Origin of the sequence: Tepidanaerobacter syntrophicus, assembly GCF_001485475.2 — a bacterium.
Lineage (GTDB): Bacteria > Bacillota > Thermosediminibacteria > Thermosediminibacterales > Tepidanaerobacteraceae > Tepidanaerobacter > Tepidanaerobacter syntrophicus.
On record NZ_DF977002.1, the window covers coordinates 78,673 to 105,182 of the forward strand.

General features: G+C 38.9%; 22 protein-coding genes and 1 riboswitch. Of the genes, 4 read left to right on the top strand and 18 right to left on the bottom strand.

Annotated features, from left to right (window positions below; all coding sequences use genetic code 11):
• Nucleotide 1 precedes the first annotated feature (1 nt).
• The 7 genes from prmA to lepA all read right to left on the bottom strand — a co-directional run bounded on the left by prmA (nt 2) and on the right by lepA (nt 8,806).
• A complete protein-coding gene (prmA, locus tag TSYNT_RS07900; RefSeq protein ID WP_059032963.1) occupies nt 2-946 on the bottom strand; it encodes a 50S ribosomal protein L11 methyltransferase in 945 nt (314 codons plus the stop codon).
• 20 nt (nt 947-966) lie between these two features.
• Nucleotides 967-2,169, bottom strand: a complete 1,203-nt coding sequence (gene dnaJ / locus TSYNT_RS07905; RefSeq protein ID WP_059032964.1) for a molecular chaperone DnaJ — start codon at nt 2,167-2,169, stop codon at nt 967-969.
• 38 nt (nt 2,170-2,207) lie between these two features.
• Complete coding sequence (dnaK, locus tag TSYNT_RS07910; RefSeq protein WP_059032965.1) at nt 2,208-4,061, bottom strand: molecular chaperone DnaK; 1,854 nt, start codon at nt 4,059-4,061, stop codon at nt 2,208-2,210.
• A gap of 15 nt (nt 4,062-4,076) precedes the next feature.
• The gene (gene grpE / locus TSYNT_RS07915) at nt 4,077-4,688 is read right to left on the bottom strand and encodes a nucleotide exchange factor GrpE (protein WP_083497715.1); all 612 of its coding nucleotides are present in this window, start codon (nt 4,686-4,688) and stop codon (nt 4,077-4,079) included.
• A gap of 69 nt (nt 4,689-4,757) precedes the next feature.
• On the bottom strand, nt 4,758-5,789 hold the full coding sequence (gene hrcA, locus TSYNT_RS07920) for a heat-inducible transcriptional repressor HrcA (RefSeq protein WP_059032966.1): 1,032 nt from the start codon (nt 5,787-5,789) through the stop codon (nt 4,758-4,760).
• Between the two features lie 85 nt (nt 5,790-5,874).
• A complete protein-coding gene (gene hemW, locus TSYNT_RS07925) occupies nt 5,875-7,002 on the bottom strand; it encodes a radical SAM family heme chaperone HemW (protein WP_059032967.1) in 1,128 nt (375 codons plus the stop codon).
• 1 nt (nt 7,003) lies between these two features.
• Nucleotides 7,004-8,806 carry a translation elongation factor 4 gene (gene lepA, locus TSYNT_RS07930; protein ID WP_059032968.1) on the bottom strand — a complete coding sequence of 601 codons (1,803 nt, stop codon included), beginning with the start codon at nt 8,804-8,806 and terminating at the stop codon, nt 7,004-7,006.
• 289 nt (nt 8,807-9,095) lie between these two features.
• Here lepA and rpsT point away from each other — a divergent pair, with 289 nt between their 5' ends.
• Entirely contained in the window at nt 9,096-9,368 is a 273-nt protein-coding gene (rpsT, locus tag TSYNT_RS07935) for a 30S ribosomal protein S20 (protein ID WP_059032969.1), read from the top strand.
• Nucleotides 9,369-9,429: 61 nt separating this feature from the next.
• On the opposite strand, the gene holA is transcribed toward rpsT, so the two are convergent.
• Nucleotides 9,430-10,386: a DNA polymerase III subunit delta gene (gene holA, locus TSYNT_RS07940; protein WP_059032970.1), complete on the bottom strand. Its 957-nt coding sequence runs from the start codon at nt 10,384-10,386 to the stop codon at nt 9,430-9,432.
• The gene (locus tag TSYNT_RS07945) at nt 10,383-12,746 is read right to left on the bottom strand and encodes a DNA internalization-related competence protein ComEC/Rec2 (protein WP_059032971.1); all 2,364 of its coding nucleotides are present in this window, start codon (nt 12,744-12,746) and stop codon (nt 10,383-10,385) included. Before TSYNT_RS07945 ends, holA begins: the two co-directional genes overlap by 4 nt.
• 142 nt (nt 12,747-12,888) lie before the next feature.
• Nucleotides 12,889-13,079, top strand: a riboswitch (cobalamin riboswitch).
• Nucleotides 13,080-13,177: 98 nt separating this feature from the next.
• On the opposite strand from TSYNT_RS07945, the gene cobT reads away from it, so the two are divergent.
• Both cobT and TSYNT_RS07955 read left to right on the top strand, forming a co-directional pair.
• Nucleotides 13,178-14,230 (top strand): nicotinate-nucleotide--dimethylbenzimidazole phosphoribosyltransferase, encoded by a 1,053-nt coding sequence (gene cobT / locus TSYNT_RS07950; protein WP_059032972.1) that lies wholly within the window; start codon nt 13,178-13,180, stop codon nt 14,228-14,230.
• A 168-nt stretch (nt 14,231-14,398) separates the two neighbouring features.
• A complete protein-coding gene (locus tag TSYNT_RS07955) occupies nt 14,399-14,761 on the top strand; it encodes a zinc ribbon domain-containing protein (RefSeq protein WP_059032973.1) in 363 nt (120 codons plus the stop codon).
• Here the strand turns inward: TSYNT_RS07955 and dapB are convergent.
• The 3 genes from dapB to TSYNT_RS07970 all read right to left on the bottom strand — a co-directional run bounded on the left by dapB (nt 14,728) and on the right by TSYNT_RS07970 (nt 17,115).
• Nucleotides 14,728-15,501, bottom strand: a complete 774-nt coding sequence (gene dapB / locus TSYNT_RS07960) for a 4-hydroxy-tetrahydrodipicolinate reductase (RefSeq protein WP_059032974.1) — start codon at nt 15,499-15,501, stop codon at nt 14,728-14,730. The genes TSYNT_RS07955 and dapB overlap by 34 nt on opposite strands.
• 357 nt (nt 15,502-15,858) lie before the next feature.
• Nucleotides 15,859-16,455 (bottom strand): IS110 family transposase, encoded by a 597-nt coding sequence (locus TSYNT_RS07965; protein WP_059032975.1) that lies wholly within the window; start codon nt 16,453-16,455, stop codon nt 15,859-15,861.
• 69 nt (nt 16,456-16,524) lie between these two features.
• Nucleotides 16,525-17,115 (bottom strand): IS110 family transposase, encoded by a 591-nt coding sequence (locus TSYNT_RS07970; RefSeq protein ID WP_162780996.1) that lies wholly within the window; start codon nt 17,113-17,115, stop codon nt 16,525-16,527.
• A gap of 433 nt (nt 17,116-17,548) precedes the next feature.
• Between TSYNT_RS07970 and TSYNT_RS07975 the strand changes: the two genes are divergently transcribed.
• Nucleotides 17,549-17,944 (top strand): nucleoside triphosphate pyrophosphohydrolase family protein, encoded by a 396-nt coding sequence (locus tag TSYNT_RS07975; RefSeq protein WP_059032977.1) that lies wholly within the window; start codon nt 17,549-17,551, stop codon nt 17,942-17,944.
• Nucleotides 17,945-17,976: 32 nt separating this feature from the next.
• Here TSYNT_RS07975 and radA read toward each other — a convergent pair whose 3' ends face one another.
• From radA to fusA, 6 genes are all read right to left on the bottom strand, one after another.
• Nucleotides 17,977-19,323 carry a DNA repair protein RadA gene (gene radA, locus TSYNT_RS07980; protein WP_059032978.1) on the bottom strand — a complete coding sequence of 449 codons (1,347 nt, stop codon included), beginning with the start codon at nt 19,321-19,323 and terminating at the stop codon, nt 17,977-17,979.
• A 95-nt stretch (nt 19,324-19,418) separates the two neighbouring features.
• The gene (locus tag TSYNT_RS07985) at nt 19,419-21,857 is read right to left on the bottom strand and encodes an ATP-dependent Clp protease ATP-binding subunit (RefSeq protein WP_059032979.1); all 2,439 of its coding nucleotides are present in this window, start codon (nt 21,855-21,857) and stop codon (nt 19,419-19,421) included.
• 9 nt (nt 21,858-21,866) lie between these two features.
• Entirely contained in the window at nt 21,867-22,919 is a 1,053-nt protein-coding gene (locus TSYNT_RS07990; protein ID WP_059032980.1) for a protein arginine kinase, read from the bottom strand.
• 12 nt (nt 22,920-22,931) lie between these two features.
• The gene (locus tag TSYNT_RS07995) at nt 22,932-23,492 is read right to left on the bottom strand and encodes a UvrB/UvrC motif-containing protein (RefSeq protein ID WP_059032981.1); all 561 of its coding nucleotides are present in this window, start codon (nt 23,490-23,492) and stop codon (nt 22,932-22,934) included.
• Entirely contained in the window at nt 23,489-23,974 is a 486-nt protein-coding gene (locus TSYNT_RS08000; RefSeq protein WP_059032982.1) for a CtsR family transcriptional regulator, read from the bottom strand. The genes TSYNT_RS07995 and TSYNT_RS08000 overlap by 4 nt, the downstream gene beginning before the upstream one ends.
• Before the next feature lie 225 nt (nt 23,975-24,199).
• Nucleotides 24,200-26,281 carry an elongation factor G gene (fusA, locus tag TSYNT_RS08005; protein ID WP_059032983.1) on the bottom strand — a complete coding sequence of 694 codons (2,082 nt, stop codon included), beginning with the start codon at nt 26,279-26,281 and terminating at the stop codon, nt 24,200-24,202.
• Nucleotides 26,282-26,510: the final 229 nt, after the last annotated feature.

Below are 26,510 nucleotides of genomic sequence, written 5' to 3' on the forward strand. Positions count from 1 at the left end.
CCTACTTGCCGATGGGGGTCTGAGTTGACACAAGAGCAACCCATTCGCCCTTTTCAAATTGTTCAACCAAGTCGAAACCGTTCCTTTCTAAAGCTTCAATTACAGAAAGTTTTCGGTCTTTTATAATTCCGGACGCTATAAATATGCCGCCATCTTTTAAGCATAATGCTGCTTCTTTACTCAAATCGATTATAACGTCGGCTATTATATTGGCAACTATTATATCGGCTTTAAAATCAATGTCTTTTAATTTATCATTTTTTATAGCCTGAATAACTGTATCCAGTCCGTTCCTTTCGGCATTTTCTTGGGTAATACGTACAGCGTTTTCATCTGTATCAATTGCTAACACTTGGCTTGCTCCCAGCTTCCCGCTTGCTATGGACAATATGCCGGAACCGCACCCCACATCAATTACTGTCATTCCTTGTTTTACGTATTTCTCTAAAATTTCAAGGCATAAAACTGTAGTTTCATGTGTGCCTGTGCCGAAGGCCATACCCGGATCCAGTTCTATAACAATTTCTTCGGGTTTTGGAGTATATGTCTCCCAGGAAGGTTTAATTACAATTCTATTTCCTATATGGGTAGGTTTGTAATATTTTTTCCATGCGGTACTCCAATCGGTTTCAGAAATAGTTGTTAGAATTATTTCACCCTTACCGATGTTAAGACCATAATTCGGAAGTTCATTTATTCGTTTTCGGATCGTTTCCGCCCTCTCGGCAAGGCTGCTGTCTTCTACTAAATACCCTGTCACTTGAGCTACTTCAAAATCTAATCCTTCCGGGATTTCTATATAATCCCATTCCTCTGTATCATGAGGGCGAAGATAGATTTTTGGATCCTCGATAACAACTCCGGCTACGCCGGCTTCGTAAAAAATGTTCGAAACCGCTTCAATGGCCTCTGTTGTAGTCTTTACTCTTATTTCTACCCAGTTCATTTAAACCCTCCTGCTTGATATTATACGCCAAAGGCGCCTTTCATTTTACCAAAAAAACCTTTTGATGAGGATTTTACATCTTCTCCGCTGATTTTAGCAAACTGCTCCAAAAGCTCTCGCTGTTCCTCAGTTAGATTCTTAGGTATTATCACTTCTGCTTCCACATACATATCCCCTCTGCCACGGCCTTTACTGCGCGGCATGCCTTTTGATCTTAAGCGGAATCGAGTTCCCGGCTGTGTTCCTTCCGGTATTTTAAGCTTAACTTTGCCGTCTAAAGTAGGAACTTCTATTTCGGTTCCCAGAGCTGCCTGGACAAAGGAAATCGGGACTTTATAAACAAGATCGTCTCCTTCTCTTACAAAAAGCTTGTGGGGCTTTACCCGAACCACAATATACAGATCTCCTGGAGGTCCGCCGTTTTCTCCCGCTTCACCTTCACCTGCAATACGCAATTTAGAACCGCTATCTACTCCGGGGGGAATATTTACTTTAATTTTGCGAGCAACTCTTTTTTTCCCAAGGCCGTTGCACTCAGGACATACTTCCTCGATAATACGACCACTGCCACCACATTTTGGACATGTAGTTACATTGGTAAAGTGTATATTACCTACTGTTTGAGCTTGCCTTACCTGACCAGTGCCTTGGCATGTGGGACATGTCTTTGCGCCGGTGCCGGCTTTGGCTCCAGTGCCGGCGCAAGCCTCGCAATTTTCCATACGGTAAAGTTCAATTTCCTTTTCCGCACCAAAGGCGGCTTCTTCAAGAGTTATCTCTAATTCATATTGAAGATCGGCTCCCCGCATAGGGGCCTTTCTTCTGCTTTGGCTCCTTCTGGAACCTGTGCTTCCGAAACCTCCGCCGAATATATCAAATATATCATCAAAGATACTACCGCCGCCAAAATCACCAAAATCAGTAAAACCACCGAAATTGCTAAATCCACCAAAATTGCCAAATCCACCGGTACCGCTTGTGCTAAAACCACCTTCACCCATTCCTGCATGACCGAATCGATCATATTGCGCTCTCTTTTCGGGATCGCTAAGAACTTCGTAAGCTTCATTTATTTCCTTGAATTTTTCAGTAGCATCCTTATCCTCTTTGTTTACATCAGGATGATATTTACGGGCTAGCTTTCTATATGCTTTTTTTATTTCTTCTTCGGTTGCATCTCTGCTGACGCCCAACACTTCATAATAATCTCTTTTTTGTGCCAATCGGCATCACCTCATCTAAGTCAGCCCGAAAAGAGCCGTTAATTATCATCATCCACCACTTTATAATCAGCATCTACAACTTTCTCATCGCTTGCAGCGCCGGCTCCCGCATCCTCTTGGCTAGAACCTGAAAAATCATGAGGAGTAGAACCAGCTTGAGCTCCGCTCTGGTACAATTTGGAAGAAATATCATAGAATACTTTTGTAAGTTCGTCTGTTGCACTTTTGATTCTATTGATATCATCAGATTCGATAGCAGCTTTCACATCTGCAATCTTATTTCTGACTTTCTCTTCATCTTCTTTGCTAATCTTATCTTTTAAATCAGACAGCATTTTTTCTGATTCGTATACTAACGAGTCAGCTTTATTTTTTGCCTCGATTTTTTCTCTCTTCTTCTTGTCTTCCTCGGCAAATCTTTCTGCATCTTTTATCATTCGTTCAATTTCATCTTGGCTGAGGGTTGAAGTCGCAGAAATTGTAATCTTCTGTTCTTTACCTGTTCCGAGGTCTTTAGCGCTTACGCTTACAATACCATTAGCATCTATATCGAAAGTAACTTGAATTTGCGGCACTCCTCTTGGAGCCGGCGGAATTCCGGTAAGCTGGAACCTTCCAAGCGTAATATTGTCTGCAGCCATCGGACGTTCGCCTTGAAGCACATGGATTTCAACACTTGTTTGACCATCTGCTGCAGTTGTAAATATTTGACTCTTGGATGTGGGAATAGTTGTATTCCTATCAATTATCTTCGTAAATACGCCGCCTAAAGTTTCAATTCCAAGAGACAGTGGTGTTACATCAAGGAGAACCACGTCATCTATTTCTCCCATTAAAACCCCGGCTTGAATTGCAGCTCCAAGGGCTACAACTTCATCCGGATTAAGATCTTTTTGAGGTTCTTTACCCATTAATTTTTTGATTGCTTCTTGTACTGCCGGAATTCTCGTTGAACCGCCCACTAATATTACTTTATCAATGTCCTTAGGCTCTAAACCGGCATCTGATAATGCCCTCTTTGTAGGACCTAAAGTAGCCTCTACCAGATCTCTTGTAAGTTCTTCGAATTTTGCTCTAGTTAAGGTCATCTCTAAGTGTTTGGGACCATTCGCGTCTGCTGTAATAAAAGGCAGATTTATCTCAGTGCTTAAAACACTTGACAATTCTATCTTGGCTCTTTCAGCTGCTTCTTTCAATCTCTGTAGAGCTATACGATCTTTTCTTAAATCAATACCGTGCTCTTTTTTGAACTCTTCTGCTATATAATCGATAATGCGTTGATCGAAATCATCGCCGCCAAGTCTAGTGTTTCCACTGGTAGCTTTTACTTCAAATACTCCATCGCCAACTTCAAGGATAGAGACGTCGAAGGTTCCACCACCTAAGTCAAAGACCAAAATCGTATGATCTCCGGTTTTATCAAGGCCGTAAGCAAGTGCTGCAGCTGTAGGCTCATTTATTATTCTGAGCACTTCAAGACCGGCTATTGTACCTGCATCTTTTGTAGCCTGCCGCTGACTGTCTGAAAAATAAGCAGGCACCGTTATAACTGCTTTCGTAATTTTTTCTCCAAGATAGCTCTCCGCATCTTGTTTCAGTTTTCGCAGAATCATCGCGGATATTTCTTGCGGAGTATAAGTTTTATCATCTATATGAACCCTATAATCTGTTCCCATATATCTTTTTATTGATTGAATAGTTCTTTCGGGATTGGTTATAGCTTGCCTTTTTGCCAATTGGCCGACTAAAAGTTGACCATCTTTTGTAAATGCAACTACCGATGGGGTAAGTCTAGAGCCTTCCGCATTCGGTATTATTACAGGTTTGCCACCTTCCATGTATGCTACTACTGAGTTAGTTGTTCCAAGATCTATTCCTATTGCTTTAGTCATATCAAATCACCCCTTTTAATTATTCTTAGAAACTTTAACCATGCTAGGTCTTATTACTTTAGAATTATACATATATCCTTTTCTTACAACCTCAACAACTATACCTGGTTCATGTTCATTACTTTCTACAGTCATTATAGCCTCATGGTAGTACGGATCAAAAGGTTTTCCAAGTGCTTCGATCTCTTTAACACCATGTTTTTCCAGCATTCTTTTAAATTCTTCATATATCATTTCTACGCCTCGATAAAGGTCGCTTTCCTTATCTTCAATTGCAGACAAAGCTCTTTCAAAGTTGTCAAGAATGGGTAGGATGTCTTTTACTAATTTTTCACCTGCATATTTGTGAATTTCCTGGATATCTCTTTCAACCCGTTTTCTGTAATTTTCTAAATCGGCCTGGGTTCTTAACCATTTATTTTTATAGTTATCAATTTCCTTTTCTTTAGCCTCAATAATCTGGCTCATATCAAGATTTTGTTCCATATTATCAGTTATTTCTCCTTTATTTTCTCCTTGAGCCTCACCATCCGGCCCATTTTTTTGCATGCTATCGTAAGCCTTTCCTTTAGGCTCTATATTACCTTCTTTATCATTACCGTTACTACAGAAGTTATCCGCAGTCATGGTATCTCCTTCCCCCTTTCCTTTTTACTCAAGCTGCTTGTGATCTTGTTGCTTTATAAGCCTTAAATATCATAGCATTTCGGCTATTGTTTTAATAATATAATCTGTAACTTGTTCAAGTATCGATATCGCTCTTGAATATTCCATGCGCGTAGGACCCATTATACTAAATATTCCCACGTTCTTTTTGTTTATAGAAACATCGGCCGTTATTATGCTGAAATCTTGCAGTTCAACAAGCCTGTTTTCATTGCCGATAGTTACGGTAATTGTATTGGGTCTTGATACTTCCTTTAGGGCTCTTGTAATCAACTCATGATGTTCTAACAATGAGAGGAAAGTTTTTACCTTTTCTACATCTTGAAATTCCGGATATTCCAGCATTTTTGAACTGCCCGCGGAAATAAGCGGCGCATTTTGCTGCATTTCTTCAAGATTGTTTAGTAATATTTCCAACAATATATTCAGCAGCTCATCATATTCGATCATTTCATTTCTTATAGCATTCATCAATTCTCCCGTAATTTCTGAGAAAGTTTTTCCTGTAAGATTGTCGTTTAGTATATTTGATATTCTGGTAAGATCAGAATCTGTAAAGTTCTTAGGCAGATCTATAATATGGTGGCTGATGTTGCCATAATTTGTAACAATAAGCAGTAATCCTTTTTCTTCATCAACTCTGCTGACTTGTATGTGTTTTAAGGAGCTGCTTTCAAGTTGTGGCCCCATTATTACTGCAGTATAGCTTGTAAGTCTTGAAATCACTCGGGCAGCCTGCTTAGTAATTTCTTCTAGATCATTTAATCTTTTTTCAAAAACACGTCTTATTAACTGCTGTTCCATCTCATTAAGTTTTCGCGAAGGCAGCAAAAAATCCACATAATATCTATATCCCTTATGTGATGGAACTCGTCCTGCCGATGTATGTGGCTGGAATAAATAACCTAATTCTTCTAAATCCGCCATTTCATTGCGTATAGTCGCAGGACTTATACCTAGATTATATTTCCTGGCTATCGTTCTAGAGCTGACAGGTTCGACAGTTGCAATATATTCCTCAATCACTGCCGCTAGTATCTTTAGTTTCCTCTCATCAAGCACCCTGTTCCACCTCCTTTAGCACTCTCATCTTTAGAGTGCTAAACCTAATATATAAATACCACTTACATTACTTTTTGTCAAGAATTTAAGGTAAAAATTCTGCAAAAACTATATTGGCAAAATCCAATCCCTTTTTGGTTAATCTGACTTTATCGCCTTTTTCTTCAATAAGTGCTTCTTTTTTCATATTTTCAACAGCATTTTTGTAAACCTGCATAAATTCTGTACCAAATCTCTGTTTAAAAACTTTTTTATCTATACCTTCCAAAAGACGCAACCCCAAAAAACAAAATTCTGCTTCTTGTTCTCTAATGCTTATATCTTCTCTTTCGGCCACAGCACTTGATAAGTTTTTCATGGAATAAATATAGTCTTCAATCAGTGGATAATTGTAAAATCTTTGATTTTCTATAAAAGAATGGGCTCCTGCTCCAAGTCCAAGATACTCCTTATAGCTCCAATAGATTTTATTATGCTCTGATTGTCTTTTCGGCACCGCAAAATTTGAAATCTCGTAGTGTTCGTAACCGCTTTGATTAAGAATTTTAATCGCTTCATAATACATTTGTCTTTCTTCATCTTCTGAAGGCAATTTAAGTTTTTCTTCTTGCAATAGGCGATAAAATATTGTGCCTTCCTCAATAGAAAGGGAATAGCACGATATATGCTCAGGATTTAATTCCAAAACTTGTTGTAAGGTTTCCTTAAAATCATTTACAGATTGTGTAGGAAGGCCAAAAATCAAATCTACGTTAATATTATCAAAACCGATGCGGCGAGCTGCTTCGAAATTTATTTTAAAATCTTTAAAGGTATGAATTCTGCCAATTATTTTTAGTAATCTGTCTTGAGATGCCTGAAGGCCTATACTTAGCCTATTTACTTTAGCATATTTTAAAGCCAGAAGCTTTTCTTCTGTCAGCGTTCCAGGATTAGCTTCTATCGTAATTTCAGCATTATCTGATACCGGGATATTTTTGTAAACTGTATGGAAAACATCTTCCAGTTCCTCGGGACTGAGGATGGTAGGCGTCCCGCCGCCGACAAATATAGTCTGTGCAATATAGTCTTTGTCTTTTAGAGTTTCGATTTCTTTTTTTAAAGCAGAAATATACGAAGATATGAGTTCCGGTTTTGTAAATGAATTAAAATCACAGTAATTGCATTTTTTAACACAAAAAGGAATATGAATATAAAGTCCTATTGGTTTCATCTTAATCCATCTTCAATACTGACATAAAGGCTTCTTGTGGAAGTTCTACGTTGCCGATTTTCCGCATTCTCTTTTTGCCTTCTTTTTGCTTTTCTAAAAGTTTTTTCTTACGGGTTATATCTCCGCCATAGCATTTTGCAAGCACATTTTTCCTTAATGCCTTTACTGTCTCCCGGGCGATTATTTTGCCTCCTATAGCTGCTTGTATAGGAATCTCGAATAAATGTCTGGGAATAACATCCTTTAATCTTTCTGCTATTTGGCGCCCGCGAATATATGCTTTATCTTTGTGTACGATAAAAGAAAGTGCATCGACGATTTCACCATTAATGAGAATATCAAGTTTTACCATCTCGGATTTTCTGTATCCGGTTATTTCATAATCTAGTGAAGCATAGCCTCGAGTTCTTGACTTAAGCTGGTCGAAAAAGTCATATATAATCTCGGAAAGTGGCATATCGTATCTCAAAATAACCCGCTTTTCATTGATGTATTCCATATCCTTCATTTCCCCACGTCTTTCTTGGCACAGTTCCATAATAGCACCTACATATTCTGTTGGCAGCATTATAGATGCTCGTACGTAAGGTTCTTCAATATAGTCAATTTCAGAAGGATCAGGGAAATTTGTAGGATTATCTATTTCTACTATACTTCCATCGGTCTTAATAACTTTAAAGACAACACTTGGAGCTGTTGTTATAATATTAAGATCATATTCTCGCTCTAGTCTTTCCTGAATAATATCCATATGCAAAAGGCCTAAAAAGCCGCATCTAAATCCAAAACCTAGGGCAGCAGATATCTCGGGCTCAAAAAATAGTGAAGCATCGCTGAGTCGAAGTTTGCCGAGAGCATCTTTTAAATCTTCATATTCTTCTCCTTCTGCCGGATATATGCCGCAAAACACCATCGGTACAGCTTTTTTGTAGCCGGGTAGAGGCTGTTTTGCCGGTTTTTCCGCATCGGTTATTGTATCTCCTACTCGGGTATCGATAACATTTTTTATGCCGGCTGCCACATATCCTACTTCCCCTGCCTCAAGCAAATCTACCGGCTGCATATCAGGATTGAACATGCCTACCTCTGCTACTTCAAAATTTTTTCCGGTAGACATCATCTTTATCATTTGTTTTGCCCTTATGGTTCCATCTATAACTCTGACAAAAGCTACCGCTCCTTTATAAGCATCATAAAGGGAATCAAATATTAAAGCTCTTAGAGGTAAAGAAGCGGATCCTGTCGGAGCAGGCACGCGTTTGACTACAGCCTCCAATATCTCTTCTATTCCTTCGCCGGTTTTTGCCGAAGCCAATATAGCGTCTTGGGCATCGAGGCCGATGATATCTTCAATCTCTCGCTTTGTTTCATCAGGATCAGCGCTTGGAAGATCAATCTTATTTATTACAGGAATAATCTCCAAATTGTGTTCTAAGGCAAGATAAACATTTGCAAGAGTCTGGGCTTCAATACCTTGGGTAGCATCTACCACAAGCAGGGCGCCTTCGCAGGCAGCAAGGCTTCTTGATACTTCATAGTTAAAGTCTACATGCCCCGGTGTATCTATCAGATTTAAAAGATATTCTTCACCATCTTTAGCCTTGTATATCATTCTCACTGCTTTGGCCTTTATGGTAATGCCTCTTTCTTTTTCAAGTTCCATCTTATCCATTACTTGCTCTTGCATTTTTCGTTCAGAGATAGTGCCTGTATATTCTAAAAGCCTATCAGCAAGTGTTGATTTGCCATGATCTATATGGGCAATAATACAAAAATTTCTTATTCTCTCACGAGGTATGGGCAATGATGTTCCTCCTCTTAATTTCTCAACTTAAATCTAATTATATATTTTTAAGCATTTTTTAGCAATATACCATGTATCAAAGCAGTTAATGCTATTTGGAAGCTGAAATAATTTCTTTTCCGGAAAATAGTGCTTGCTATCTTGAACGCAGCAAAGGATCCTTGAAAAAGTTGATAAGATTCTTCCCTGTGATTAAAGTGAAAAAGTCCAGTTTAAATATTTGGCCTTCCCTTGCATTTTGGTAAATGACGTGATAAAATATCCCTAGCGTTTAAGGGGGTGAACACATTTGGCAAATATTGCATCGGCAAAGAAGCGTGCACGTCAGACAATTAAACGGACGCTTCACAATAACAAGATCAAATCACAGGTAAGATATTCCATAAAGAAATTTTCGGAAGCTATCAGTACAGCTGATTCCGAGCAAATACAGGCAAGCCTGAGGGAAGCTATTAAGACTATTGATAAAGCTGCATCCAACGGCGTTATTCACAAAAATGCAGCTGCTCGCAAAAAATCAAGTCTATACAAGAAACTTTCCCAATTAAACAATGCCAGCTAAATTAGCGTAAGCAAAGCTTACGCATTTTTTCTTTATAAAAGATTAAAGCTTACAATATATCTCAAATAGCTGTTTTAGCCGCTAAAAGTTCAATGCCAATTTTTTCATCGATTTTACCGGTTTTTATCGCAATATCTATTTCTTGACAAAGTTTTAATGCCTTTTCTAATTCCTCGGCTGAAAAATTTTCGGCTTGAGATATTGCTTTTTTAAGCACAAAAGGATGCATTCCTGTCTTTTTTTGAATCATTTCACGCTCTATGCCTTTCATAGATTTTACTGTAAGCAAATTCATTATATGTTTTGATATCATATATAAAATTACCGCTCCCTTTTCTCCTCGCTCCATAAGGTAATTCAAGGATTTAATAGCCTCTGCAGGTCTTTTAGAACCTATATAGTCCATCATTTCAAATATATTACCTTCAAGGGATTTAGAAAAAATTTCATCTAAATCGTTTTGTTCAATCTTTACTCTCTCTCCTACAAATGACGCTATCTTCTTTAATTCATTATCTGCCTGATATAAATCTGTGGTATATTCGGCGATAAAGTAAGCGGTTCTCAAATCTATGCTTTTATTGTAAAGCTTGGCTCTTTTTTGAATCCAAAATGCTTTATCTTTTTGCAAAAGGGGTTTATACTCATAAGCCACGCCGTTTGCTTGAAAAAACTTAAAAATCTTACTGCGTTTATCGACTTGAGATGTGGTAAATATCAGATAAGTATGTGCAGGCACCCTTTTTAGCCTGTCCAAAAACCATTTTTGCCTTTCACTGCTCATCTTGCCTTCATTTTTAAAAAATGATGCATCATAGACAACTACAATTTTCTTTTCGGACATCATAGGAACAGTGTCACAAGCATCGAGTATGTCTTCTTCCTTTGCGTTTTTACCGTCGAAAGAGATGAAATTTATAGCTTGTAAGCCCTGAGGGATAGTTTTATTTTTTAAATTAACTATTGCTTCATCGATTAGCAGTTTTTCTTCGCCAAAAAAAAGAATAAGGTTTTTCATAAGAACTTCGGCCCTTCATTAATCGTTTTATATATTTTAACATTTTGACCGGAAATTTTAAAGATTATAGCACCGCTGATATCAGTTCGAAAAATCCTTACATTGTTTTCGTCCAACCGATTTAAAACTTCCGGCGTCGGGTGGCCAAAATTATTATCCTCTCCTACCGAAATCACCGCACATGTCGGCTGAACTTTTTCAAGAAATTCCTTGGATGTAGATGATCTGCTGCCGTGATGGCCCACTTTAAGTACATCTGCTTTTATGTCAAGCCTCGATGCCACAAGCTCTCTTTCTACCTGGTATTCAAGATCTCCGGTAAAAAGAAAACTTATATCATTGTATTTCATTTTTAATACAACAGAGTTGTCGTTACTCGATTGGCTCCCTTGTGCAAGCGGATCGGGATTTAACACTTTAAAATGTGCACCGTCTACACTAAATCTATCCCCTCTTTGAACTTTTAGCGTTTTGATTCCTCTTTTTCGTGCAATTTCTATCATCTCATTGTATATGTCAACGTCTTCAGGTACTCCATACATAATAGCTCCAACGTTCATGGAATCCAAAACAGAAAGCAACCCTTTTGCATGGTCGTCATCAAAGTGGCTAAATATCACCAGGTCAATTTCTTTAATTCCCTTTGAATAAAGAAACGGAATCACTATATCTTCTCCAGTATCAAAGTCCCCTTCATAATACGGAGGAGCTCCTCCCCCATCAATTAAGATTGTTTTATTTCCTCTTGTTTTTATCAAAATGCAATCACCCTGTCCCACATCTACAAAAGTCACCTCGAAACTCTTGAAAGGCCCAGCAGAAAAAATCGCAATTATAACAAATAAAATCAGTGCTATAGGCTTTTTCCATTTTACATTATTTTTCTCGCTTATCCCGGCAATCTGCAGAATATCAAATAAAAGGAGTAATAACAAAAAATATAGGGCTATGATCAAAGGAGAAGGTGTAGAAATTATTACGGAAGCAAAGGGAAATTTAGATGCTGTCATTACAATTTTTTCAATAAGTTTTAGTAAAACATATGGAACCTTGATAAAAAAGGCTCCGACAGCAGGAAATAAGAGACCTGTAATCCCGGATACAAGTCCTGTAATTAGTGCAGCACTTGCCAGCGGCACTACGAGAAGATTTGCAATAGATCCCGTAAGCGATATGCTGTTAAAATAGTAGGCGGCAAAAGGCGCTACTGCAAGTTGGGCTGAAATCATTACAGCCAATGGGTCTTTTAAAAAAGCCGGGATTTTATCAAAAAGTGCCTTTAGTTTCTCAAATAAAACGACAATCCCGCTGACCGCCGCATATGAAAGTTGAAAACTTATCGAAAAAAGATTTAACGGATTTATAATTAATAAAACTGTCGCAGAAAAACACAATGTGTTTATTGAATCGTTTTTTCTGCCAACAAGTTTTGAAAACATCAAAGTTATTATCATTATGGCAGCTCTAACCGCAGAAGGTGAAAGTCCTGCCATTGCACTATAAAATATCAGTGCGCCGGTTTTGCTCATAAAAGATATTACAGGTGGAAGTTTTAATTTATAAGTCAAGAATTCAAGAGCCCCATAAACTATGCCGGCATGAAGGCCGGAAACCGCCAAGATGTGCGCTGCTCCAACGTTTTTTACTGCTTTCATTGTATCTTTTGGAATTTCATCTTTTATCCCAAGAGTAATTCCCGTCATTATCGGAGAAATGTCCTCGGGAAGATGAAGGCTATAAAATGCTGTAAGATGCTGTCTTAAAGAAAAAGCCGCTGCCATAAATGGGTTTTTCCGAGCCTCGGATATCTTTTCTACTTTATCAGAAAACATTTTGGCACCGATGCCTTTTTGCAAAAGATATGCTCTGTAATCTATGCCATTTGGATTTCTCCTTTGCTGGGGCAATTTAAGCTTTCCCGAAAACTTTATTATATCACCATAGTTATATATACTCTTGTCTTGATTAATAATAGTGGAAAGCCTGATTTTTCCGCTGGCAGGTATGTATTTCCTGTTTTGCAGCACAGAAGACACTTTTACATTATAAATAGCGCGATCGCCTTTTATGGTAGGCGTATCGTTTACTGTTCCTATTACGGTCTGTTGACTTCCTGTAAATTCAGCTATCGTGCCCTTAGATGCTAAAATCCTAAAATTGCAGTAACAAATCCCTATTACAAAGATTAAGATGCCGGATAAGACTTTCCTTCTATTGTTTTTGTTTTGCACAATAGTTAAAGAAACTATTAAAGCCAAAATGATAACAACTGTAGCTATAATACTGATTTTCTCCCTATAAGCTGCTGCTATTATTCCTATGGAGAAATATGTAACAAAAAATTGAAAGGGACGATGCATTTATATAACTCCTTAAGATTTTATGAAAAGCCTTATAATCCTTACTTCTTCGGTGGTGTCTAAAATCCCTTTTTAAATTTAAAATTTAACTAGATAAAAAAGAGGAAAAACCAAATCTCTGGAGAATATATATTATAGAAAATAAATAATAAACTTTTTAGGTGCCTGTAATATATTACGGGAGAATAGGGAATCAGGTGAAAATCCTGCAGCGGACCCGCCACTGTAAGCAGGGAGCTTTCACAATTGCCACCGAAGATACAAGTCTTTCGGGAAGGCGTGAATCAGCATTGAACTGCAAGCCAGGAGACCTGCCTAAAAATGTTTATGAGTCTTTAGGATGATGGCAAAGTCCTAAGATTGAACTTTCAATCTTAGGACTTTTTATTTTACTACAAAATTATTTATTTACCCTAAGGAGGTAATTTGAAATGGACAAGATTGAAGAAACAATTCAAAAAATCGGTCCTTTGGACCAAGATGCTATGAAAAAAGCCCAAGCTCGATTAGATGATCTTACAAAACCCCAGGGAAGCTTAGGCATGTTGGAAGCTATTGCAAAACAGATAGCCGGTATAACGCGCACTCCTATACCTGATTTACCAAAAAAAGCCGCAATTTTAATGGCAGGCGATCATGGAATCGTAAAAGAGGGGGTAGCTCCTTTTCCTCAGGAAGTCACATCCCAAATGCTGTTTAACTTTGTAAACGGTGGAGCTGCCATGAGTGTCCTTACGCGGCACGAAAACGCTAAATTATATGTGGTAGATGTAGGAGTTGCCCAAGATTTGCCGGACGTGCCTAATATTATAAAGAAAAAGGTTGCCTATGGCACAAGAAACATGGCAGAAGGTCCTGCAATGACTCGTCAAGAAGCCGTCAAGGCAATCGAGGTAGGCATAGAAGTGGCTGAAATGGCTATAAACGAGGGTGCCGGTTTGACAGCTATAGGTGAAATGGGTATAGGAAATACTAGCCCAAGTTCTGCTATCGTTGCGGCATATAGTAAAATGCCGGTTAGAGAAGTGGTAGGCAGAGGCACTGGAGTAGATGACGAAAGACTTAAAATAAAAATATCCGCCATCGAAAAAGCTCTATCTGTAAATAATCCTGACCCCAGCGATCCGTTAGATGTCCTGTCTAAAGTCGGCGGACTTGAAATAGCAGGTCTTGCAGGGGTAATACTTGGATGCGCGGCAAACCGCGTTCCGGTCATCATCGACGGATTTATCTCAGGCGCAGCGGCACTTATTGCAGCACAAATAGCGCCTCTTGCAAAAGATTATATGTTGGGTTCTCACCTTTCTGAAGAACCTGGTCATAAAGTGATACTTGACTTTCTAGGCATCAAACCTATCTTGATTATGAACATGAGGCTTGGTGAAGGCACCGGAGCCGCCCTTGCAATGAATTTAGTAGATGCAAGTCTGAAAATATTAAGGGAAATGGCTACATTTAGTGAAGCCGGTGTTTCTTCAAAATAAAAAGATATATAAAGTTCACGCTATCTTGCACAAACGGCCACTCATTTTGCGAGTGGTCGTTTGTATATAATTTTATGTATACAAGCTGCTCTTTATTTTAAAGGTTCAATACTGTATAATTTATTCAAAAAGGCCTAACAAAATACTCAAAATTTCAGGAGGAGTTTTATGTTTTTCTTTGGCATTTTTGGAATCCAACAAAAAGAGCGTACAATTAAAGAATTTGATAATGTAATTTGCCCTGAATGTGGTAAGCTCACCAGGGCAGAACTTTGGGAGTCATTTACATACTTTCATTTTTTCTTTATACCTATTTTTAAATGGAATCGTCAGTATTACATTAAATTAAGGTGCTGCGGAGCCATATTCATGGTAGACCCGGATTATGCCAAAGAGCTGAAGCGAGATGGTGAAATAGATTTCAACCGTCTTAAAAAGATAAAAATACCAAAAAATATTTGCCCGAATTGTGGAAGCTTTATAAATCCAAGCTTTGCTTATTGTCCTTTTTGCGGACAAAAGCTGCTTTGAACCAAATCATCCATAGAGTAATATCCCGGTTTTTGGGCTGCGGTAAACCTTATCGCTTTAAGAGCTCCGGAGGCCAAAACTTTCCTAGATGTCAAGTTATGTGAAATTGATATGGTCTCATCTTCTCCTATAAAAAGAACAGTGTGTTCCCCGACCAAATTACCGCCGCGAATGGAATGTATTCCGATTTCGTTTTTGTCACGCTTTTTTCTGACATCTGCTCTATTATAGACATAAAAAGCATCTTTGCGCACTTTTTTTACAGAATCAGCAATCATAAGTGCTGTGCCGCTTGGCGCATCTATTTTTTGATTATGGTGCTTTTCAATAATCTCAATATCGTGGTCTGTGAGAACTTCAGTCATTTGCCTTGTTATGTTGGAAAGTAGCGCTATTCCAAGGCACATATTATGCGAAACAAATACCGGCACGGATTTTGCGGCATTATGAAGCATCTCCTTATGCTCATCTGTAAGTCCGGTAGTCCCTATAACAAGTGCTGCATTTTTTTCTACAGCATATTTTGTAAGATTTTTTATAGCAGAAGGATTTGAAAAATCTATTATTACATCAGGTACCTCAGGAATTTTATATAAGTCATCATAAATTTTTAAATTCTCGCTGCCTTTTGCAAATAAATCGAATCCTCCTATAACTTTTATATCATCTGATGTGTTTATAAGGTCTGTAACGGCCTGTCCCATTTTACCCCCAGCGCCGCTTACTACTACTTTTATCATACCTTTAACCTCCTTTAAGTTGCGACAATTATTCATTATCAACAATAAAAATTATAATTATTTGTAATAATACCACGTTACTTTTTATTATTCAATAACTATTTTTATATAATTTTAATGCATTTTTTAAATTTTATATAACAGAAAACATAGAGGACCAGCTAACACAGGGACGGTTCGAGACCGCTGAAAGTACACAGAGACCAGCTAACTACATGAACACAGAGACCAGCTAACTAAAGTCAAGTCATTTTTTAAAAATAAATTCTAAGAAAAATAGGTATAACAAAGAAGCCTTTAAAAATAACAAACATTTTTACAAAGGCAAGGAAAAATATTCGCATTTAACATCATAATTTAAGCAGCTTTTGAACGATAAAGCTTAATTTGTTCTTCAGGAGTAATCATAACAAACGGATGCTTGTTTTTAAGAACCGAAAATATTATTCTAACCAGCTTATTCATTACTGCGCCTAAAGCTTGTTTTTTAGGTTTAGACTTGATCTTCTTTTGGTAATAGTCATAGATAACCGGATTAACGCATCTTGCTTTGGAATCTTTTCTAACGGATATAGTGGCCGCAATATAAAGAGCCTTGCGTATATAGGCAGAGCCCCTCTTGGTAAATTTATTTTTAGTTCCAACAAAATTACCTGATTGTTTGACACTTGGGTCAATGCCGCAATAAGCCACCAATTGTTTAGCGTTATTAAACCGGCTGATATCGCCAACCTCGCTTACAATAACAGATGACAGCCTTTTACCAAAGCCCGGAATACTGCTGATTAAAGAAACCTCAGGTATGGTAATTGCAAGCCTTTGAATCATCTCATCTAGCTCTGTAAGCTTATCGTTTAAATACTTTAAGTTTTGAGCGTAAATACAGATGACATCATACAGAGCACTTAAAGTTATTCCGGTTTCTTTAGCATCTTTTGCGCATTGAATAAGCAACTGGTACTTATCTAGAGCATATTTTAAAGACCTTCTGGAGCAAGAACGAATTAAGCTTGCAACATCCTCCTAAGGCGAGCTTAAAAGCGCATCCGGAGAAGAATATCTTGCAAGCAGTTCAACACAAGTCTTGGAAGAAATGTTAAAAATCCTTGTAAAGCCCGGCAAAACTTGATCAACAGCAGCTGTTAACTGATTTAGCATACTTATCCTTTGTTCCGACAATGAAAAGTAAGCCCTGGACAATACCTTAAGATTTGCTATAGAATCATCAAAGGGGCGATGCTGCTGTAAATCACAAACGAAATAAAGCCTGGCCAATTCTTCTGCATCTGCTTTATCATTTTTTACTTTTCGAATCGAAGAATTTTTGATAGAATGAGATTGAAGTGGATTAACTAAAAATACTTCAAACTCATTCTTACCAAATAAGTGGACTAGGCGTGTAGAATAGTGTCCGGTGGATTCCAAGACGATTACTGGCCTATTTTTAAAAGCCTTCTCCACCTTTTTTAATTTTTCTAAGACAAAATCCAATCCCTCTTTTGTGTTAAATGCTTTAAATGGCTCCAAATATTTTTTGCCATCAGGAGAAAGAACACAGTAGTAGCAAAAATCTTTAGCTACATCGACACCAACTACAGGGTTAACATTATTCATAAAAACCAACCCCCAAACAAATATTGTAGAAGGATTATCCATTTCGCTGCCAAAGTTTACAGCCTTGCACGTTAAGCGGGAATAAGCAAATCCCAACCAGCCAAAACGTATATACTTTTTGAAATGGATTAATAGTCTTTGTGCCGGGTATAGAAAAAATCTTCCCTGGGACGGTTGCATTAATATCCTTCAAAAACATTATACTATACTAGAAAGCTAATATTCGGGTTTTGCTGCATTAAAAAATGGATAACCCTTCTATCTCATATTACAAGGGACGGTTCTTTTGTGTTGTCTGACAACACAAAAGAACCGTCCCTCTGTGCTATGAGTGCGATGCCTTTCTGCTATCTTGCGGAATTTTTCATTTGACAAAAGAGGCGCCTGATGCCTATAATAGAAGAAAGATATACTATTGCAAGGGGGAGTCCAAGTGAAAGATCTTGACTTGGAAGAATTTCAGAATACTGTCACAAATTGTTTAGTCAGACATAAAAGTATCATAGATGTGCTTGCAAAAATTGATGAAACTTCTGCAAGGGTTAACCGTGCCATATCCAAGTCAGTTACCAGCTGCGGTTGTATACAGATAAACGCAAAAAAGCAGCAGATCCCCGCTGACATAAGTCTTTGCGAATTGGCTTCATATATGGAAACTCATCTTGACGGGAAGCTTTGCGAAAACTGCAGAGAAGTAATCGAACAGGAAATAGGAAACCATCTTTTTTATATTGCTGCACTTTGTAATCTTTTAGACCTTAGCCTCAAAGATATTCTGTATGAGGAAAATGAAAAGTTATCAACATTAGGTATATACAATCTATCCTAAAAAGCCGACTGAGTTTGCTCGGCTTTTTATTTTCATTCCAATCCTGCCTCTACAGCCTCTCGTATATTTTTTACTCCATCAATTTTTATTTCTACGATATTTGATATCTCAGCAGCGTTTTCACTGGGAATTATGGCTCTTGAAAATCCAAGTTTTGCTGCTTCTTTTATGCGTTTTTCCATATGATTTACCGCTCTTACTTCTCCTGCAAGACCTACTTCGCCTATTATCACTGTATTTTCTGCCACGGGACGGTTTTTAAAGCTGGATGCTATAGCAAGAACTATTGCCAAATCCGCTCCTGGTTCATTTATTTTTATGCCGCCGGCTACATTTACAAATATGTCTTGCTGTGCCAGTATAAATCCCAGCTTCTTTTCTAAAACGGCAGTCAGGAGAACTGCTCGATTATAATCTATTCCTGAGGTCTGACGCCTTGGAAGGGTAAATCCTGATTTAGATACAAGGGCCTGAACTTCAACTAAAAGAGGCCTGGTTCCTTCTAAAATACATACAACAGCGGATCCGGGTGTACCGTTTGGCTTGCCTGAAAGCAAATACTTTGAAGGACTGTCCACCTCGGCAAGCCCTTTATCCCTCATTTCGAAGATACCTATTTCATTTGTGGAGCCGAAGCGATTCTTAACTGCTCTAAGCAACCTATAGGAATAATATCGCTCGCCTTCAAAATAGAGCACGCAATCTACCATGTGTTCAAGGAGTTTCGGACCCGCAAGGCTTCCCTCTTTAGTAACATGTCCTACAATAAATATGGCTGAACCCGTTTCCTTTGCAAGCCTTAGACATTTTACGGTAGCCTCTCTTATTTGGCTTACGCTTCCCGGCCCTGAGGAAATCTGGGGAAAGTATACCGTTTGAATTGAATCGATAATCGCTATATCAGGTTTTATCTCGCTAATGACAGCCTCAATCTCATCCATATTATTTTCAGCCATTATATACATAGTGCCATTTTTAATTCCAAGTCTGTCAGCTCGAAGTTTTATTTGTTTTTCTGATTCTTCGCCCGATATATATAAAACTTTTCTGTTTTTACTTAAATTTCCGCAGATCTGCAGCATGAGAGTGGATTTTCCGATTCCCGGATCCCCGCCTACTAAAATGAGGCTTCCCGGAACAATCCCGCCTCCAAGCACTCGGTCCAGCTCGCCTATAGATGTCAGTATCCTTTCTTCCTCAGAATAAACAATATCATTTAGACTTACTGGCTGCTTGTAAGTTCTATGAGTGCTGCCGGCGGGAGATACTATCATCTCTTCTACAATACTGTTCCAGCTGCTGCATTCCGGACACTTTCCCATCCATTTAGGTAAAACAGCACCGCACTGCTGACAAATAAAGCGCTTTTTCTCCTTCAAACTTCTCCCTCCAGCTTCTATTCAAGTAAAACAGAAGGCAGCTGAAGACTTTTATCCTGTCTTTGCTGCCTTCTGCATTAGGATTTTTTTAAGTTTTAGCTAAGCGGTGTAAAAACTTCTTTCCTTTTAAATACATAATCACCGTTTTCGTCTACATCTATCGACACTACATCGCCTTCGGAGATATTGCCTTTTAGCAGTTCTTCTGAAAGCCTGTCTTCTATCCTCTTTTGAATTACTCGGCGAAGGGGTCTTGCGCCATACATCGGATCATAACCTTCTTTTGCCAGCATATCTTTTGCTCTGTCCGTAACTTCAATAGAAATTTGTTTTTCACCAAGTCTCTTATTAAGTTCGTCTATCATCAGCGTTACTATTTCTCTGATATGTTCCTCGCTTAATGGATGGAAAACTATAATCTCGTCAATTCGGTTTAAAAATTCCGGCTTAAATGTCTTTCTAAGTTCTTCTAGCACCATGCTCTTCATATCTTCATAGTTTTTGCTTTCTTCCTGCGCCGGTCCAAAACCTAGGGTCTTCGGTTTTTGGATTAGGTTTGCGCCAACATTTGAAGTCATGATCAGGATTGTATTTCTGAAGTCCACAGTTCTGCCTTTAGAATCAGTAAGCCTTCCATCTTCCAAAATCTGTAGTAGGATGTTAAAGACATCGGGATGGGCCTTTTCTATTTCATCAAATAGTATTACAGAATATGGTCTGCGGCGAACTTTTTCGGTTAATTCTCCGCCTTCTTCATAACCTACATATCCCGGAGGAGCTCCAACAATTCTTGAGACCGCAAATTTTTCCATATACTCGGACATATCAAGCCTGATTAGCGCATCTTCATCGCCAAACATCGCATCAGCTAAGGCTCTGGCAAGTTCTGTCTTTCCGACACCGGTAGGACCTAAGAATATAAATGAACCTATGGGTCTTGCCGGATCTTTAAGTCCTGCGTATGCCCTTCTGATAGCTTTTGCAACAGCTTTTACCGCTTCATCTTGCCCTATAACTCTATTGTGCAAAACTTCTTCAAGTTTTAATAGACGTTCTGACTCCTCTTCGGTAAGCCGGTTTACAGGAATTCCAGTCCACATACCTACGATATTTGCGATATCTTCAGCTGTAACTGTGGAATTTTCGAAGTTGTAGTCTTTTTGCCACAGTTCTTTTAGTTTCTCTATCTTCTGCTTTATTTCCTGTTCTTTATCTCTTAAGGCAGCAGCTTTCTCAAATTCCTGAGCTCTTATAGCAGCATCTTTCTCTTTGCGAATACCTTCTAATTCTTCTTCAAGCTCGCGAAGCTCCGGCGGCGCCGTCAATGTTTTTAAGCGAACTCTTGAGGCTGCCTCATCAATTAAATCAATGGCCTTATCAGGCAAAAACCTATCGGTAATATACCTATGCGACAGCTTTGCTGCAGCTTCGATAGCCTCATCAGAGATTTTTACGCGATGATGCGCCTCATATCTGTCTCTGAGCCCTTTTAATATTTCAATAGTTTCCTCCACAGTGGGTTCTTCAATCATTATAGGCTGGAATCTGCGTTCTAAAGCCGGATCCTTTTCGATATACTTGCGATATTCATCAATTGTAGTAGCCCCTATTGTCTGGATTTCCCCTCTGGCTAGAGCCGGCTTTAATATATTAGATGCGTCGATAGCGCCTTCTGCGGCACCGGCTCCTATAATTGTATGCATTTCGTCAATGAATAGGATAACATTGCCTGCTTGTTTTATCTCTGCCATTATTTTTTTCAAGCGCTCTTCAAACTCTCCGCGGAACTTAGTGCCTGCTACAAGAGATGCCATGTCCAGACTTACCACTCGTTTATCCTTTAGAATCTCCGGGACATCTTGCTCAATAATCTTCTGGGCGAGCCCTTCCACCACCGCCGTTTTCCCCACACCAGGCTCTCCAATAAGGCATGGGTTGTTTTTGGTACGGCGGGTTAAAACCTGAATAACTCGTTCAATTTCTTTCTCTCGTCCCACTACTGGATCTAATTTGCCCTCAGAAGCTAATTCTGTCAAGTCTCTGCCAAATTGATTCAGTGTAGGCGTACTGGAGGATTTCCTAAAATTAGTCTGCCCTTTTGCATCCATCAAGAGACTTAATACCTCCTCTCGTGCTTTATCAAGGCTTACGCCTAAATTAGTCAGCACTTGGGCCGCGACTCCTTCGCCTTCGCGAATAAGTCCAAGTAAGATATGCTCAGTGCCTACATAATTATGGCCTAATCTTCTTGATTCATCTATAGCAAGCTCCATTACTCTTTTTGCCCTTGGTGTATAGCCGATGGGTCCCTGCACTGCAAAGGGTCCTACGCCTATCATCATTTCAACTTGATTCCTGACTTTATCCGCATCAACGCCAAGGTTTTTAAGAGCGCGAGCTGCGATTCCTTCATCTTCTCTCAAAAGCCCCAGTAAAAGGTGTTCGGTGCCTACCACATTATGGTTAAGTCGCCTTGCCTCTTCTTGGGCGTGTGCTATTACTTTTTGTGCTCGTTCGGTAAACCTTCCGTTCATATTCTCACCTCATTTTTTTATTTTTTGTCGTATAAAGTTCGCCCTGTATAGGTCTCGCTCAATCGGTGACATTTCATTGTTTGAAACTCCCTGAATATAGGCGGGCCCCGTCATAATAAATAAACTGTTTAAAATAACTGGATCTACATCTTCTATAATGCCTAAATCTACACCTAATTTCACATCGGATATATAGCTTAATGCCTCGCTGGATGATATAATTTTTGCATTTGTGAGTATCCCATATGATCGAAGTATTTTATCTTCCAGGCGTATCCTTGCCTCTCCGGACAGACTCTTTCTTATCTTGCGTTCGCTCATTAATATCTGCCGAGCTACACCCATTACATTTTGAATTATATCAGCTTCTGATTTTCCAAGGGTTATTTGGTTAGATATTTGATATAAGTTGCCGTTAGCTTGTGAACCTTCTCCATAAATTCCGCGAACAACAAGTCCGACTTGGGCTATTGTGGCAAATATCTGTCCCATTTGATTCATCATCGTAAGTACAGGAAGGTGCATCATTACTGAAGCTCGCATACCTGTACCTACATTAGTAGGACATGCTGTAAGATACCCTATCTTCTCATCAAATGCAAAATCCAGCTTAGATTCTAAGAGATCGTCTATTTTATCAATTTCTTGAAAGGCTTCATCTAATTGAAGGCCAGGCATCATCACCTGAATCCTCAAATGGTCTTCTTCGTTTATCATAATACTTATTGTTTCGTCTTGATTGACAACTACTGCGCCATCTGCTGCAGATGCTAAGTCGGGACTTATTAAATGCAGTTCAGAAAGCAATATCTTCTGCTCATCTGAAAGATCGGCCATTTTATATAACTCAATATCTGCACCCATATTTGGATCTGATTTTAAAGTTTCGTAGACATTATTTATGATGGTTTCAGCCGCTTCATCTGATAGAAGATGAGGAAAAGGCACATCGCTTATGTTGCGTGCCAGCCTAATCCTGCTGCTTACTATTATGTCGCTTTCCGGGCCTGGTGAGCTTATCCATTTGATTTTTGAAGGATCCATCAGTTGTTCTATGCCCATCGCTCTCATCTCCTATTCGCTTTTCGGATTCTCTTCCTTTGTTTCTCTTATTTCTTCCAACTGCTTTATTTTATCTCTTATTACCGCAGCACGTTCATATTCTTCTGCATTAACCGCTTCCTGCAGCTCGGCTTTAAGACGATCTATTTCATGCTTAATTCTAAGCTGTCCTCCGGTTCTTCTTGGAACCTTGCCTACATGATAAGTTTTGCCGTGTATTCTGCGAAGAAGCGGATTTATCTGCTCTTTGAAAGTGGTGTAACATTTGCTGCATCCAAACCTTCCTGTCTGGATAAAATCATCGAAGGTAAGACCACACCCCTCACATTTAACACCTGTAGATATATTATCAAACTGCTCTCCTGCCGGTTCAAAAAAACTCGAAAGCAGTTTACCCATCGAAAAATCAGCATCTCCAAAATCGCCTATTCCAAATATGCTAAAGCCCATAGGAAATCCTAAGTGCTTTTGTTTTGCGCATACTTCGCATAGATGCATTTGAACTTTCTCGTTATTTACTATCTTTGTAATATGAATCGTCGCCGGTCTTACATGGCATTCTTCACACATCATTGCTTTTTGCCTCCTTTTCTAGCTTGAAAATCCATTATAACTGCGATTATCGCTTTCATAAGTTTTGCTCTAATTAAATCACGGTCTGAAGGTTCTGCCGGCAGATTATATTCATTCATTACCGCCCGCAATATTTCTTTCTCCCGTTCCGTTATCACATTCTCCTCCCACAGCCTGTTTACAATATCTTTTGCGTCAGAGGCAGAAAGGGAATCGCCGATAAAATCCAGTATGTCTCTTAAACATTCATTTTCACACATCTTAAGTTTTTTTATTCTTATATACCCTCCGCCGCCTCTGCGGCTTTCCACGAAATATCCGCGCTCTAGCGTAAAGCGCGTTGTCAATACATAGTTTATCTGGGATGGGGCGCATTGAAACTGATTTGCCATTTCGTTTCTTTGTATTTCTAAGATTCCTTCCGGGATATTATCAAACATTTCTTTAATGAAGTCTTCGATTATATCTGACAAATTCGCCATAATATCCCCCTTTCCCGCGGATAGTTTTGCCGCTTGATAATTGACTTTCTCTGACCTTTGATTATATTATATTGCAACTAGTGAAAATATGCAAGTACTATCTGATTAAATGTAAATATGCAGTAAGATTCTTCGCTGCGCTCAGAATTACAGCAGAATTAAAAACGTGATTAAAAAATGCAGGAGAAGGTTCGTGTCCCTTCTCCTGCATATTAAGCCAAATAACTATTCTTTGTTATTTTTCTGGCTTTGGGCCTCTGCTATTATTTTCTCTGCGATCTGAGCAGGAACTTCTTCATAATGGCTAAAGGTTGCAGTAAAATGCCCTCTTCCCTGGGTCATTGACCGCAAATCCGTAGCATAGCGAAGTATTTCAGACATAGGCACTTGAGCTTTGATATGCTGCATTCCATCTTTTTGCTCCATACCTAAAACTCTGCCCCGCCGCTTATTCAAATCCCCTATAATATCGCCCATATAGCTTTCCGGCACTACAACAGTTAAGTCCATGATAGGCTCTAACAGAACAGGTTTCGCCTGAAGGGCCCCTTTCTTAAAGGCCATCGAAGCCGCTATTTTAAAAGCCATTTCAGATGAATCTACAGGGTGAAAGGATCCATCATACAAAATTGCCTTTATTCCTATCATCGGATAACCTGCAACTACGCCTTCTTTTAGTGCTTCGCGGATACCCTTTTCAACTGCTGGGATATATTGTTTCGGAACAGCGCCGCCAAAAATTTTATCTTCAAATTGAAATTCTTCGTTTAAGTCAGTAGGCTGTAACTCAATCCAAACATGGCCGTACTGGCCTCGGCCGCCGCTTTGCTTTTTATGTTTGCCTTCAACTTTTACGCTTTCGCGAATCGTCTCGCGATAAGGGATTTTAGGAAGTTCTAAAACTACTTCGGAACCAAACTTATTGGCAAGTCTTGCCGCTAAAACCTCTAAGTGTATTTCTCCCATTCCTGATACAAGAAGCTGACCTGTTTCCGGATCTTTTGTAACTTCAAAAGTCTTATCTTCTTCCATAAGTCTTGCAAGGCCTGATGATATCTTGTCTTCATCTCCTGATGATTTGGGCTGTGCCGCAAGTGTAAGCACGGGTTTTGGAAATTCTATGGGCTTTAGCAAAACAGGGTGATCCTTGTCTGCAAGGGTATCATTTGTTGTAGTATACTGCAATTTTGCCACTGCGGCTATGTCGCCGGCTACTACTTCAGACGTATTTTCTTGTTTTTTACCTTTTAATATATAAATTTGCCCGAACTTTTCAGTTTGATTTTGGGTAACATTGTATACCACGCTGTCAGATTTTATGCTGCCTGAAAATACCTTAAACAAGGTTAGTTTTCCTACATATGGATCTGCCATAGTCTTGAACACAAGCGCTGAGAATGGTTCGGACGTGCTGCACTTTATGGTGATTTCTTCATTTGTGCCCGGTTTTACTCCTTTTTCTGCCGGTCTTTCTTCCGGAGATGCGGCATATTTGCAAATCATATCCAGTAGTAAATCGATTCCTTTGTTTGTAAGGGACGAGCCGCAAAGCACCGGGTATATGAGACCTGATACTATACCTTTATGTAAGCCTTTTTGGATTTCTTCTTCAGTCAGTTCTTCTCCCTCGAGGTATTTTGCCAAAATCTCATCATCTGTTTCAGCAATGGCTTCAAGCAGTGCTGTTCTGTTTTCTTCAACAGCATCATTTAAATCCTCTGGAATTGGGCACTCTTTCAGTTTTTTGTCATCAAAGGCAAATGCTTTTTGAGATATTATATCAACTATACCGCTGAAATTTGCTTCCGAGCCAATGGGAAGCTGCACTAGAACTGCTTTTGGGCCAAAAAATTCTTTTATTTGGTCGGCAACTTTATAAAAATTGGCATTTTCCCGATCCATCTTATTTATAAAGAATATGCGCGGAAGATTTTCCTTTTCTGCATATTCAAATACTTGCTCAGTTCCAACTTCAACGCCAGATACGGCGCAAACAGCTATAACTGCATTCTCAACTACTCTAAGGGCACTTTTAACCTCGCCTACAAAGTCAAAGTATCCGGGGGTGTCGACAATATTTATTTTTGTGCCTTTCCATTCACAGGGAGCAATCGCATTATTTATGGAAATTTTCCGTTTAATTTCCTCCGGATCATAATCACATACCGTAGTACCTTCATCGATTCTCCCTAATCGATCGATTGCGCCTGAGTTATACAGCATTGCTTCAGCTAAAGATGTCTTTCCGGAGCCGCTATGACCAATCAGGCCTATGTTCCTTATCATGTCGCTTTTGTAGCTTTTCAACCGTATCTCCTCCTCTTAGTAAATAGTGAAATAGTTAATTGCTGAAAATATAAACATTGTTTAATTGTATAATTCTATTTTGATAATTTAATTCCTGCTTGTGCTTTTACAAAAATGTCTGCTAATAAAAATAATATCATAGTCCGGCATCTTGAGCAATGCAAAAGTTATATTTATATAGTCAAACAGGACCGATACTTGTCGATCCTGTCATATAAATAATTCCCGG